Origin of the sequence: Streptosporangium sp. NPDC002544, assembly GCF_040295965.1 — a bacterium.
Taxonomy (GTDB): domain Bacteria; phylum Actinomycetota; class Actinomycetes; order Streptosporangiales; family Streptosporangiaceae; genus Streptosporangium.
Map to the genome: position 1 here is coordinate 135518 of NZ_JBEOWJ010000020.1, position 12472 is coordinate 147989.

General features: G+C 70.6%; 12 protein-coding genes. 2 read left to right on the forward strand and 10 right to left on the reverse strand.

Annotation, left to right across the window (positions count from 1 at the left end; genetic code table 11):
• Window positions 1-2115 carry an ATP-binding protein gene (locus tag ABT061_RS28430; RefSeq protein ID WP_350923605.1) on the reverse strand — a complete coding sequence of 705 codons (2115 nt, stop codon included), beginning with the start codon at window positions 2113-2115 and terminating at the stop codon, window positions 1-3.
• A 167-nt stretch (window positions 2116-2282) separates the two neighbouring features.
• Here ABT061_RS28430 and ABT061_RS28435 point away from each other — a divergent pair, with 167 nt between their 5' ends.
• Window positions 2283-2465 carry a hypothetical protein gene (locus ABT061_RS28435; protein ID WP_030918684.1) on the forward strand — a complete coding sequence of 61 codons (183 nt, stop codon included), beginning with the start codon at window positions 2283-2285 and terminating at the stop codon, window positions 2463-2465.
• Here the strand turns inward: ABT061_RS28435 and ABT061_RS28440 are convergent.
• Together ABT061_RS28440 and ABT061_RS28445 are read right to left on the reverse strand one after the other, a co-directional pair.
• Window positions 2462-3343: an ABC transporter permease gene (locus tag ABT061_RS28440; protein WP_350923607.1), complete on the reverse strand. Its 882-nt coding sequence runs from the start codon at window positions 3341-3343 to the stop codon at window positions 2462-2464. The two genes, ABT061_RS28435 and ABT061_RS28440, sit on opposite strands and share 4 nt — an antisense overlap.
• Window positions 3340-5931, reverse strand: a complete 2592-nt coding sequence (locus ABT061_RS28445; protein ID WP_350923609.1) for a CocE/NonD family hydrolase — start codon at window positions 5929-5931, stop codon at window positions 3340-3342. Before ABT061_RS28445 ends, ABT061_RS28440 begins: the two co-directional genes overlap by 4 nt.
• A gap of 226 nt (window positions 5932-6157) precedes the next feature.
• Between ABT061_RS28445 and ABT061_RS28450 the strand changes: the two genes are divergently transcribed.
• On the forward strand, window positions 6158-7318 hold the full coding sequence (locus ABT061_RS28450) for a hypothetical protein (protein ID WP_350923611.1): 1161 nt from the start codon (window positions 6158-6160) through the stop codon (window positions 7316-7318).
• Here the strand turns inward: ABT061_RS28450 and ABT061_RS28455 are convergent.
• From ABT061_RS28455 to ABT061_RS28485, 7 genes are all read right to left on the reverse strand, one after another.
• Complete coding sequence (locus ABT061_RS28455) at window positions 7276-8307, reverse strand: CopD family protein (protein WP_350923613.1); 1032 nt, start codon at window positions 8305-8307, stop codon at window positions 7276-7278. The two genes, ABT061_RS28450 and ABT061_RS28455, sit on opposite strands and share 43 nt — an antisense overlap.
• Window positions 8304-8909, reverse strand: coding sequence for a copper resistance CopC family protein (locus ABT061_RS28460; protein ID WP_350923616.1), 606 nt, complete (start codon window positions 8907-8909; stop codon window positions 8304-8306). Before ABT061_RS28460 ends, ABT061_RS28455 begins: the two co-directional genes overlap by 4 nt.
• A gap of 321 nt (window positions 8910-9230) precedes the next feature.
• A complete protein-coding gene (locus ABT061_RS28465) occupies window positions 9231-9602 on the reverse strand; it encodes a DoxX family protein (protein WP_350923618.1) in 372 nt (123 codons plus the stop codon).
• 32 nt (window positions 9603-9634) lie between these two features.
• Complete coding sequence (locus tag ABT061_RS28470; protein WP_350923620.1) at window positions 9635-10432, reverse strand: ABC transporter permease; 798 nt, start codon at window positions 10430-10432, stop codon at window positions 9635-9637.
• Entirely contained in the window at window positions 10429-11199 is a 771-nt protein-coding gene (locus ABT061_RS28475; RefSeq protein WP_350923622.1) for an ABC transporter permease, read from the reverse strand. The genes ABT061_RS28470 and ABT061_RS28475 overlap by 4 nt, the downstream gene beginning before the upstream one ends.
• Window positions 11189-12106, reverse strand: a complete 918-nt coding sequence (locus ABT061_RS28480; RefSeq protein WP_350923624.1) for an ABC transporter ATP-binding protein — start codon at window positions 12104-12106, stop codon at window positions 11189-11191. The genes ABT061_RS28475 and ABT061_RS28480 overlap by 11 nt, the downstream gene beginning before the upstream one ends.
• Before the next feature lie 50 nt (window positions 12107-12156).
• Window positions 12157-12447, reverse strand: a complete 291-nt coding sequence (locus tag ABT061_RS28485; RefSeq protein ID WP_350923626.1) for an antibiotic biosynthesis monooxygenase — start codon at window positions 12445-12447, stop codon at window positions 12157-12159.
• Between the last annotated feature and the right edge of the window lie 25 nt (window positions 12448-12472).

The following is a 12472-nucleotide window of genomic DNA, read 5'->3' on the forward strand; positions in this document are numbered from 1 at the left end:
TCACCCGGAGAGCACCTGACCGTCCTCGTGGTCTCCGAGCGCGAGGACGATCAGCTCCTCCAGGTTCAGCTTCCTGCCCTGGGAGAAGGCCTTCTCGTGTGCCTCGTCGCCGAGGACGCGCCGGCACTCCTTGACGCAGCGGTCGTGCTCGGAGTTGAAGAACGGGGAGCCCATCTGCGGCATCCCGAAGGTCCGCCAGTTGGCCTGACCGCCGCCCATCAGCAGGGAGGCGAGCACCGGCTGGCCGTCCTCCAGCGCCTGCCTGGCGACCACCTCGATCGCCAGGCCGATGCCGAGCACGTCGTGGAAGTAGCGTTTGAGGCGGAGCGCCTCACGGGCGTTCGACGTGGCCTCGGGCGAACGGCCCATCGCCTGGCACACGCTGGCGAGCGCGTAGATGGCGTACGAGCGCAGCCACAGCTCGCCGCGCTGGGTGCAGACCGCGATGCAGTCGCGCAGCAGCACCTCGGCCTCGGCCGGCTCGTTCTGGATGAGCAGCACCATGGACAGCTCGACGATCGAGGGGAGCAGACCCGGGTTGAGCTCCCGCCCGCTCTTGTGGAACTCGATCGCCACGCCCAGCAGCGCGCTCGCCTTCTGCAGGTCGTTCTGGAGGAAGGCGGCGGTGCCGAGCATCTTGGTGGCCAGGATGACCGCGCCCGAGTCGCCGACCCTGACGGCGTCCGAGCTGCACTGCTCCGCGGCCTCGATGGCACCGCTGATGTTGCCCTGCGCGCTGTTGATGTAGGACAGCACCCAGAGCGCCTTGCACCGCTCGGCGCTCGGCTGGCGAGCCAGCTCCAGGGTCTTCTCCAGATAGAGCCTGCCCTCGCGGGCCAGCCCGCAGGCGACCCACATGAACCACAGGGAGGACAGCAGCTTCAGCCCGGACTGCACCTCGCCGGGAGTGCGCAGGCAGTAGTCGAGCGCGACGCGGATGTTGTCGTGCTCGTGGCGCATCCTGACGTACCAGTAGACCTGGCGGGCGCCCGACCAGGCGTCCTCGCTCCTTGAGGCCAGCTGCAGGTAGTAGTCGCGGTGCTTCTCCCTGATCCGGTCGCGCTCACCGAGCTTGTCCAGCCACTCCTCGCCGTACTGCCGCAGGGTGTCGATCAGCTGGTAGCGGTGCCCGGACGGCGTGCCGTCGCTCAGCAGGATCGACTTCTCCACCAGGCTGGAGATGAGGTCCATGATGTCCTCTGAGGGGAGACTGTCCCCTGAGCAGACGTAGCGGGCGGCATCGAGCTCGAAGTCTCCCGCGAAGACCGACAGCCGTGCCCACAGGAGCCGCTCGGCCGGCTCGCACAGCTCGTGGCTCCAGCCGATCGCGGCCCGCAGCGTCTGGTGCCTGGGCAGCGCGGTGCGGCTGGCCCCCGCGAGCAGGCTGAACCGGTCGGCCAGCAGGCCGAGGATCTGCTCCACGGAGAGCGCGCGCATCCGGACCGCGGCCAGCTCGATGGCGAGCGGGATGCCGTCGAGACGGCGGCAGAGCTCGGCCACCGGGCCGATGTTGCCCTCGTCCAGCATGAAGTTGGGCACCACCGCACCGGCCCGCGCGACGAAGAGCTGAACCGCCTCGTTGGTGAAGACGTCCTCGCCCGGGGAGTCGCCGGGGACGGTCAGCGGCGGGATGGTGACCGTGTGCTCGCCCTTGGCGTTCAGCGACTGGCGGCTGGTCGCCAGGATGGTCAGGCCCTTGGCGCTGCGGAGCAGGTCCTCGAAGAGCGCGGCGCACGCGTCGACCAGGTGCTCGCAGGTGTCGATGATCAGGAGGATCTCGCGGTCGCCCAGCCACTCGATCAGCGTCTCGTCCGCCGAGCGGGCGGACTGGTCGGCGATCCCGAGGGCCGAGGTGATCGTGTGGCGCACCATCCCCGAGTCCTGGAGGCGGGCCAGGTCGGCGAACCAGACGCCGTCCTTGAACTGGCTGCGCATCAGATGCGCGATCCGCAGGGCGGTGCGTGACTTGCCGACCCCTCCGATGCCGGTCACCGTGACCAGACGGTGCTCGCTCAACCGCTGCCTGAGCGTGGTGAGCAACCTGGTGCGCCCCACGAAGCTGGTCAGCTCGTTGGGGAGATTGCCGTCTCGCCGCCATCCTGCTGGCGTTGTCATGGCGCCTCACGGGGGTTGCGGAAACCTGCCCTCGCATCGTACCCGCTGGGCTTTCACCTGTCCCAGGCGTGGCCAAGCCCCGCCAGCCTTCTCCGCGAAGAGACAGGCCCGGCCTGTCTTCTTCGCGGAGCGAGAAGACAGGCCGGGCGGATGGCTAGCATGGGCACGTGACAGTGCTCGAACCCGATGACCTGCGTCCCGATGACCTGCGTCCCGTCGACCTCGCCGACGACGGCCTGCCGGTCCTGCCCGACCAGACCGCCGACGACACCGACGTCGGCTGGAGCGAGTGGCGCGAGGCCGACGACGACGCCCGCCTGATCGAGGAGCGCCCCCCGCACTGGGGCTAGGAGACCACGTCCTTGACGCGGAAGCGGCGGAAGGCGAACGCGATCATGATCACCGAGTAGGTGACCGAGACGGCCACCCCCTTGAGCATGCCCTCGTACGAGGGCTGGGCCGCCAGGGCGTCCAGCCACGCGTTGCTCCAGAACGTCGGCAGGAACTCCCTGAGCGAGCCGAGCGCCTCGACCGCCTGCAGGATGTTACTGACGATCACCAGGCCGACCGCCCCGCCGACCGCGCCCAGCGGGGAGTCGGTGCTGACCGAGAGCAGGAAGGCCAGGGCCGCGACCACGAACTGGCTGACCAGGACATAGCCGACCACCACCCCGAACCGGGGCAGCACGTCCAGCGCGGCGATCGTCTCGCCGGTCTGCGGCACCCGGACGTCGTTCCAGCCGAAGGCGAGGGTGCCGGCCAGCAACGCCATCACCGGCAGGCAGATCACCGCCGCCGCCGAGTAGCCCATCGCGACGATCAGCTTCTGCCGCAGCAGCCGGTCGCGCGGGATCGGGGCGGCCAGCAGGTAGCGCAGCGACGACCAGCTGGCCTCGCTGGCCACGCTGTCGCCGCAGAACAGCGCCACCGCGACGGCCAGCAGGAAGTTCGCCGACGTCAACAGGGCGAACGCCGCGAAGTTCAGCCCGCCCTGGGTGGCCAGGTCGACGACGCGCAGCCCGGTGGCGCCTGACTGCCCGGGCCCGGCGCCGAACTTGAAGGAGATCACCAGGATCCATGGCAGCGCGAGCAGCAGGCCGAACACGACCAGCGTGCGGCGCCGCTTGAACTGCCGGACGATCTCCACGGCGAGCGGCAACGTGCGCCCCGGCGCGTACCCGCGCGCCGAGCCGGTCGGGGTGGTGAGGGCGGCGTTGGAGTCGCTCATGCCTTGTTTCCGATCAGGTCCAGGAAGACGTCCTCCAGGCGGGTGCCCGAGCCGTTGACCGGGGTGTGGCTGGCCAGCAGCTCGCTCACGGTCCCGGCGGTGACCAGGCGCCCGCGGTGCATGACCACCGCGTGGCTGCAGGTCTGCTCGACCTCCGACAGCAGGTGGCTGGAGACGATGACGGTGCGGCCTCCCTCCGCGTAGCGGATCAGGACCTCGCGCATCTCGCGGATCTGGGGCGGGTCGAGCCCGTTGGTGGGCTCGTCCAGTACCAGCAGGTCGGGCAGGCCGAGCATGGCCTGGGCGATGGCCAGGCGCTGGCGCATGCCCTGGGAGTAGGTGCGGACGGCGCGGTCCAGGGCCTTGCCGAGCCCGGCGATCTCCAGGGCCTCGGCGAACCTGGCGTCCTCGGCGGGCCGCCCGGTCGCCTTCCAGTACAGCTCCAGGTTCTCGTGGCCGTTGAGATGCGGCAGGAAACCCGGGCCCTCGACGAACGAGCCGAGCCTGGACAGGACCGGGGCGCCGGGCACGACCCGGTGACCGAAGATCCGGATCTCGCCGCCGTCGGGCCGGATCAGGCCCATCAGCATGCGCAGGGTGGTGGTCTTGCCCGCCCCGTTGGGGCCGAGCAGGCCGAGCACCTGGCCGTGCTCCACGGTGAACGACAGGTCGTCCACCGCGCGCTCGCCGTTCCGGTACGCCTTGGTCAGCCCACTGATCCGCAGCGGTACGGAGTCCAGTTCGGGATCGTGCTCGTCGACGGTGCGGCGGCGCCCGGCGAGCAACAGGACGGCCGCGACGACGAGGGATGCCAGCGGCAGCGCCCAGATCCACCAGGCGGGGCCGGTCTGCGGGGTGCGCAGGGTGGCGTGGGTGGGGACGGTCACGGCCGGCGAGGCCAGGGCGACCTTGTGGACGGCCGGGGCCGCCGGGGTGCTGTAGGCCAGGTCGGTGGTGGTGAACGCGACCCGCAGCCGGTGCCCGACGTCGAATCTGTGGTCGATGGCGGGCAGGGTCACCGTGGCCTCGCCCGAGCCGTCCGCACCGATCGCGATCCTGAGCGGGGCGACGAGCCCCTCGGGCAGGATCGGCGCCTGGGTCGCGCCCGCGACGTCGTAGAGCTTGGCGAACAGGGTGACCTCGCCCGCCGGGCTCTTCGCCCCGTCGCTCCCGGTCCGCGCGTCGGGCGCGGGTTCCGAGGTCACCCGGACCCGTACCGTCGAGCTGCCGGTGACCTGGAGCGGGGCGGTCAGCGGGGCGGAGTCGAAGACGGCGCTCTGCCCCGTCATGTCGATGGACAGGTTCACGCCTGAGCCACCGCCGAGGCTGCCGAAGCCGGGCACCGCGGAGATCGAGGAGGGAGAGCCGCCGGGCGGGGTGGCCACCGACTGGTCGGGGCCGCTGAGCGGTACGGAGGTCTGGCCGCTGCCCGACAGCCCGGGGTAGCGGTCGGCCGTGGCGTGCAGCTGGATCGGTTGGCGGGTACCGGGGTCGCGGCCGCCGTTGCGGGTGACCGTGAAGGCGCCGCCGGCCTGAGCCGCGTCGCCGGCCTCCTTCAGGTAGCGGTCGAACCAGCCGAGCGTCCTTTCGTGCAGCCAGTCGACCTCGCCGTCGCCACCGTCGTGGCCGCCGTCGAACCAGGCGACCTGTACCGGGGCGCCGGTGGCGGCGATGGCCTTGGCGTTGGCGTCCGCGTGGCCCAGCGGGAACAGCGAGTCGCGCTGTCCCTGCAGCAGCAGTGTCGGAATCCTGATCTTCCCGGGCACCGAGATCGGGCTCGACCTGCGCAGCGTCTCCACCGCGCTCGCCGTCGCCCGGCCGCTCTGGGCCACCTGCTGGTACATGTCACAGATCTCCGGCAGGAACCGGCCGCAGCGCACCTCCTCGGCGGTGAGCGGCCGCTCCTCGCCTTCGTCGTCCCCCCGGCCGGGGCCGAGGGCGGCCGGTGCGGGGCCACCCCTGCTGAAGAAGAGCCCGGCCCACATGCGCTTGAACACCCCGTTCTGGGGCCCCTGCCCGGTGGCGTCGGGGAACAGCGCGTCGGCCAGGTCGTACCAGGTGATCTGCGGGACGATCGCGTCGATCCTGGGGTCGTGGGCGGCGGCCATCAGCGCGATGGCCCCGCCGTACGAGCCGCCCGCGATGCCCACCCGCGGGTCGCCCGCCGCGTCGAGCCGGACCTCGGGCCGCTTCGCGACCCAGTCGACCAGCTGGCGCACGTCCTTGACCTCGTAGTCGGGGGAGTTCAGCGCGATCTGCCCCGAGGAGCGGCCGAAGCCCCGCGCCGACCAGGTCAGCACGGCGTAACCGTCCTGGGCCAGCCGCACCGCGGCGTCCCTGACGCTCTGCTTGCTGCCGCCGAAGCCGTGCGCGAGCAGCACCGCCGGAGCCCTGCCGCCTCCGGCGGGAGGGAAGAAACTCGCGTCCAGGGTGACCCGCTGGTCGTCGCCCGGCCCGTCGAGCACTGTGATCATCTGCTCCTGGGCCCGTACGTCCGGTGCGGACGGCCAGACCAGCCAGGCCACGACGCCGACGGCCAGCACGGTGACCACCGCGATCCAGGTGGCCGACCTTGCCCCACGTTTCACCAGTTCTCCTTGAGCGTGGGAATCCCCTCCCTTCGAAAGAGGGAGGGATGTCACGGCGTGAGCTTACTGATCCAAGCTGAAATGCTCCTGAGACGACTCTCAGGAGCGTCCCCGCCGGTCATCCGAGCAAGGATGATCACCTGTGCCGGAAGGGTGACGGTCGCCCCGATGGCTCGGGGATGTCCCTGATTGCGGACTGAGGTGGAGGGCGGCATCATTTCGACACGTGAAGCCAGTAGAAAGCCTCCGAAGAAGAGCCACTCCGGTCATCGAGTGGGCTCTGCCGTATTGGACGCGAGGAAAGGCCGGCAGGGAGACCCCGGAGGACCTGTTCAGGCTCCTCTACTTCGGGTGGCTGGTGGCTTTCTCCTTCAAGGTGCTCGGGGCGTCCTGGGACGTCTCCTGGCACTTCAAATGGCTCCGTGACGACCTGGCCCCGCCGCACCTGCTCAACAGTGTCGGCACCGCCATCGCCCTCGCGCTCACCATCATCCACATCTACACCGGTTACGGCGTCGACAAGCTCGCGCAGCGCCTCATCACCTGGGGTACGGCGGTCTTCCTGATCGCGGTACCGCTCGACCTGATCAACCACCGGGTCAACGGGCTCGACATCACCTCGTGGAGCCCGTCCCACCTGATGCTCTACATCGGCACGCTCTTCATGGTCTGCGGCGTCCTCTGGGGCTGGTTCATCCGGGCGGTTCCCGGCCGGACGCGCACGCTGGTCCTCGGCGGGCTCTTCGTCTTCCTCTTCGAGAACGTCTGGTTCCCGGAACAGCACCAGGAGTACGGGGTCTACGGCCTCGCCGCCTGGGACAGGGGCGAGCCGGACGCGGAACCGATCCTGATCAGGTTCGCCGCCGACCAGATCGGCCTGCCGGTGGACGACAGGGCGGTGGCGCTCCACTTCACGCTGCCCGTGCCCGACCAGCTCTACCCGCTCTACGCCGTGATCGCCGCCATGCTGGTGGCCGTCTTCGCCCGGGCGATGATCGGCCGGATGTTCTCCGCCACCGCGGTGGTCGGCGCCTACGTGGCCTTCCGCGCCCTGATCTGGCCCCTGCTCGCGGTCGCCGACTTCCCGCACTCGGCGGTGCCGATCTTCCTGATCGCCGGGGCGCTCGCCGTCGACCTGGCGTTCCTGATCAGGATGCCCGTGGTCAGGGCGCTGGTCGGCGCGCTCGGCGTCACCTTCATCGTCGACCAGGCGCTCCGCCTCCAGCACGAGATGCTCATGGCGCCCCCGCTGGTGCCCCCCGCGACCATGCTGATCGGGGGGGCGGGGCTGGCCGTCCTGTGGCTGGCGGCCGAATGGGCGTGCGGCCGCTACACGCTCCGAGCTCAGGACAGGGAGGCCGTGGTCAGCGCCACCGCCACCCCGTAGGCGAGCCCCATCACGGTGATCTCGGCCGCCGCCCACGCGACGACCGCCGTCGCCCGCCGCTCCGCGATGTGCGGCAGCAGGCGGAAGCGGATGTGGGCGGCGAACGGGATCAGCAGCGCCACGCAGACGACCTTGGCCACCACCAGCGGGCCGTACTCACCGCTCAGCAGCGCCCCCGGCAGCTCCACCCCGGGGGTGAGGGCCATCGTGGCGAGCCCGTTCACCAGCCCGGAGACGCTGACCAGGACCAGCGCCAGGGTGGCCAGCCTGGAGAACTTCGGCAGCACCCGCGCCAGCAGCTCCCGGTCCGCGGCGACCAGCAGGATGATCGTGAGCAGGCCGCCGGTCCAGGCCGCCGCGCCCATCACGTGCAGCTCCATTGAGATCATGATGGGGTCGTGCCAGACCGAGTCGACGGCGTGGCCGGTGACCGGGATCGGTAGCAGCCCGAAGAAGGCGATCACGATCCGCAGCTCGGCGGGGACCTTCTCGCCGTACCGCACGGCCAGCAGCCCGATCCCGGCGTAGGAGAGCGCGCAGGCGGCGGTGAAGAGCATGCCCTGCCCGGCGCCGACGCCGTCGACGTACTCGGCGATCATCGACGGAGTGGGGATCAGCCCGGGGTTCAGCTCGGCCGTCTGGAAGACGATGATGACCAGTGCCAGCAGCGCCCACGCCCAGGCGAAGGTCACGGCCATCGGCCGCGCCCGGCGCATCACCGGTTCGGTCCGTTCGGGGTCGTCGAACCCGAGCATCTTCGGCAGCAGGCTCAGCCCGACCACCGCCACCGTCGCCAGGTCCAGCAGCACCCGCAGCACCGGCAGGCCGTACTCCACCAGCGGCCCGGGGATGACGATTCCCGGCACCGCCTCCTGCGCGGTGAACGCGGTCGCGGCCAGCACCGCCAGCACGGCCCCCGACACGAACCCGCCGGCCACCAGCCTCCTGGCGGTGCCGGCCTCGGGGACCCGCTCGGTGGTCACGGTCATCTCGCGCCCCCCTCCTTCGTACGGCGCATCGCCACGACGGTGGCCCCGCCGAGCAGGACGATGGAGGCGGCGATCCACAGCACCGCCATCCCGGCCCCGCCGTTCTGCGCGGCCTCGGCGGCCTGGGCGCCCAGATCGGGGCCCTGGGCCGCGGCGGCCGGGGCCGTCGGTGCCGGGTCCGTGGGTGCCGGGTCCGCAGGCGCCTGTTCGGTGCCGGCCTGCTCCGAGGAGGCCGGGCCGGGTGCCGTCAGGGTGAAGGTGATCTTGCTGGAGACCGGGTGGCCGTCGGCGGAGAGGATCCGGTAGCCCACCACGTACTCCCCGGCGGGGCCGAGGGCCTTCACCCGGACGCTGGCCTTCGCCCTGTCGACCGCCGTCTTGCCGTCCTCCCACCGCGTGCCGTCGGGACCGGTCACGCTGATCTGCGCGAAGCCCTGCCGGACAGGCTGGTCGAAGGTGAGCGTGATCGTCTCGGGTCCGGTGGCCAGCTCGGCACCGTCCCTGGGGTCGCTGTCGATCAGCACGTTGTGGGCCTGCGCCGGGGTGACCGCGCCGAGCAGCGCGGCGCACGCGAGCAACAGGACCGTGAGTAGCCGCCTCACCGATCATGGCCTTCCGTTGGGTGCTTCATGACCTCGACATGTTCCCACCTTCACCTCGCGCTGGGGAATCGCGCCCGGCGGCAGGGGCGACCGGGGCGTCGGACGTCGCCGTTTCCCGGGGGTCCGGTAGCAATGAGGAAATTTCCAAAGTGATGGTGGCTCATGAGTCAGCTGGGTGACCGGGGGGCGGGGGGCGAACTCGACCAGGTACGGCTTGACATCCAGGACGGGCGAGCCTGCCGGTGCGTCCAGGTCGACGGCGCCCCCCACCTGCGCTGACGTCCTGCTCGAGGCGTTCACGACCTCGAGCGGGACGGAGGGTCAGAAGGAGTGAGGGCCGAAGCGGCCCCAGGCGATGACAGCGGCCAGCGCGAGCAGTACCACGTTGACGGCGATGGCCGACGGCTCTTTGCGGCGGGCGTGGGTGGCTGCGGCGCCGAGCATGGTGATGGCCAGGCCGGTGGCGGCCAGCGGGGTGAGGATCGGGGCGATGCCGGTGACGGCGGGCAGGAGCAGGCCGAGGGCGCCGAGAAGCTCGACCATGCCGATCAGGCGGATCTGGGTGGGGGTGAAGTCCTCCACCCAGGGCAGCATGGGGCGCAGTTTCTCCCTGGGCCGGCCGGCATGCATGACCCCGGCCAGGCCGAAGACGGCGGCCAGGAGGGCCTGCAGAATCCACAGGAACACGTTCACGTCAGTTGCTCTCTTTCTGTCAGGTTCTTGGCCTAGTAGCGGCCGAGGGTGCCGCGGTGCCGGGCGAGGTGTTCGAGCCGGTTGAACAGGACCACCCCGGCGGTGGTGATGAGCAGCGGCTGGGCCAGCAGCCACGTGAGGCCCCAGCCGGTTGGGAGGGTGGCCAGGGAGTGGCCGCCGAGCAGGATGTCGCGCATCGCCTCGATGCCGGGCGCGATGGGCACCAGCAGCCGGCTGAGGAAGGCGATCGGGTCCGGCATGGCGGCCAGGGGGACCAGCGTGCCGCCCACGATGGCGTAGACGGCCACGGACAGCTGGGTGATGATCTCGATGCGTTTGAACACCAGGGTCAGCCCGCACAAGATGAGAGCCAGCCCGCAGGTACCCAGCACGATGGCGGCCAGCGGCACGATCACCTGCGCGTCGAAGGGCAGCCGCCCGCCCTGAGTGGTGATGGCGACGACGCCGGTGGCCAGCACGGCCAGCGCGGTGGGCAAGGCCGAGATCACGGCGGCCACCTGACGGCCGAGGACGCTCGCGGCCGAGGGCAGCGGGGTCAGGTAGGTCTGTTCCAGAACACCGGACTGGATGTCGCCCAGATAGCTCCAGAACACCCGGTTGACCTGCTCATGGATGAAGGTCAGCGCCACCATGCCGACCAGCACCGGCAGCAGCAGTTCCGCACGTAGCTGCCCACGCCCCATGAACAGCACGATGAGCAGGTAGAACAGCGGGAACGTGATCATCTGGATGAGGCTTTCGCGCCATCCGGCGGCGAGGTTGAGCAGGCCCTTGCGGACCTCGGCGGCGAATCCGCGGGCGAAGGTCATGACGACTCCTGCAGCGCTCGGCGGTGGTTGCGGACGAACAGCAGGCCGCTGACGACGGTGAGCGCGAGGGTGTGGGCGAGCAGCCAGGGCAGTGTGCCGGCGTTCCAGACCTCGGCCAGGCTCCGGCCCTCGAACAGCGTCTGGGTGATCGCCTCGATGCCCAGCGTGGTGGGCAGGACTCTGGCCAGTACGGCCAGCCAGTCCGGATAGAGGGCCAGTGGCAGGAACGAGCCGTTGAGCAGCAGTATCAGCGAGGTGAACAGCGACTGCAGGGCGCCGATCATCGGGGAGACCAGCGCGAGGGCCGCCAGCAGGAACGTGAAAGCCAGCACGTTCACCCCCAGGAGCACGGCCGGCAGGAGCGCCGCCCAGCGCAGCGGGATCGAGATCCCGGCCACCAGCATCGGGACGAGGGAGGCGACGGCCGCCACCGCCAGTCCGAACACCGAGGCGGTGATCAGCCGGCCGAGCATCGGCAGCCACGGCGGCGCCGGGGTCATCTGCGCCTGGGCGAAGGTGCCGGCGCGTTTCTCCTCGATGAGGTCGGCCACCATCACCAGGCCGGCGTACTGCAGGAACCAGTAGCCGCCGATCGCGACCAGAGTCTGCGGCAGCAGATCCTGGCGCAGCTCGCCCTGGCCCAGGACGAACTGCAGGCCGAGGTACATCATGGTGCTGATCAGCAGCGTGATGACGTGTCCGACCGGGTGGGCCAGCTGAACGCGCAGACCCTTGCCGATCTCCGCGCCCAGGACGTTAAGCAGCATGGGACGGCTCGTTCACCAGGGTGAGGAACACATCCTCCAGATCGGGCTGCACCTGGGTCAGCGACTCCAGGACGACCCCCTGCGTGCGCAGGCGCTCGACCACGTCGTACACCTCAATCGGATCGCTCACCCGCACGCTGATCGTGGTGACGCCGTCGCGGGTGACGGCGTCGAACCCGGGTGGCGCCACTCCCTCGACGCGGATCTCGTACCTGTCGCGTTCGCGGAAGCCGGCCAGCAGCTCATGCGTGGGCAGGTCGGCCACGAGCCGCCCCTGGCGGATGACGGCCACCCGGTCACACAGCTCCTGGGCCACATCGAGCTGGTGCGTGGTGATCAGGATGGTGGTGCCGAGCTCGCGGGCCTGCTCGGTGATCCAGTTCTTGACGGTGCGCGTGGCCTCGACGTCGAGGCCGAGCGTCGGCTCGTCCAGCAGCACGATCGGCGGGGCGGCGATCAGGGCGACGGCGATCGCGACCTTCTGCTGCATGCCGCGCGAGAAGCCGCCGACCCTGTCGTCGCGCCGCTCCCACAGGCCCAGATCGGTCAGCAGACCCTTCGCCCGTTCGGCGACCTGGCCCTTGCGCAAGCCTTTGAGCCGGCCGAAGTACATCAGGTTCTGCCAGGCCGACAGGCTCCAGTAGACGTTGCGCGAGCCTTCCAGCACGGCGCCGAACTGCGCCATCGCGGCCGAACGTCGGCGGACCACGTCGAAGCCGCCCAGCCGGGCCTGGCCCGAGGTGGGGGTGAGCAGCCCGGCCAGCATCTTGATGGTGGTGGTCTTGCCGGCGCCGTTGGGTCCCAGGAAGCCGAAGACCGATCCGGCGGGGATGCGCAGCGACACCTCGTCGACCGCTCGGACCTGCGCCGACCCGTACACCTTTGTCAACGCGTCGATTTCGATCATGTCATCTCCTCATGGGGGTCCCGGCCCCTTCCGCGGGCCGGGACGGGGGATCAGTGCTCGTCCAGGACCTCGATGTCCTCCACCGCGGCATCGCGGGTCAGTGAGAAGGCCGCGGTGGCCTCGGCGTTGCCGGGTACGGCCTGGCGGGCCGCCCGCAGGCTCGCGGCCGAATCCCAGCGCCAGATGCCCACCCACGTCTCGTCGCCGAGCCGGCCGAGGCGCGCTTCGGTGAGTCCGGGAAAGGCGGCCCGGGTGGCGGAGACCAGGGCGGCGTGCCGGGTCCGGAGTTGCTCGGCGTCGGCGGGGTCGGCCTGGAAACGGGTGACGGTGATGACCGGCATAACTGGACCTGCTCTCTAGAGTTGA

Bases quoted from the DNA above. Each gene is read 5' to 3' on its own strand.
- ABT061_RS28430 (WP_350923605.1), bottom strand. From the start codon at position 2,115: ATGACAACGCCAGCAGGATGGCGGCGAGACGGCAATCTCCCCAACGAG.
- ABT061_RS28440 (WP_350923607.1), bottom strand. From the start codon at position 3,343: ATGAGCGACTCCAACGCCGCCCTCACCACCCCGACCGGCTCGGCGCGC.
- ABT061_RS28455 (WP_350923613.1), bottom strand. From the start codon at position 8,307: ATGACCGTGACCACCGAGCGGGTCCCCGAGGCCGGCACCGCCAGGAGG.
- ABT061_RS28470 (WP_350923620.1), bottom strand. From the start codon at position 10,432: ATGACCTTCGCCCGCGGATTCGCCGCCGAGGTCCGCAAGGGCCTGCTC.
- ABT061_RS28475 (WP_350923622.1), bottom strand. From the start codon at position 11,199: ATGCTGCTTAACGTCCTGGGCGCGGAGATCGGCAAGGGTCTGCGCGTT.
- ABT061_RS28480 (WP_350923624.1), bottom strand. From the start codon at position 12,106: ATGATCGAAATCGACGCGTTGACAAAGGTGTACGGGTCGGCGCAGGTC.
- ABT061_RS28485 (WP_350923626.1), bottom strand. From the start codon at position 12,447: ATGCCGGTCATCACCGTCACCCGTTTCCAGGCCGACCCCGCCGACGCC.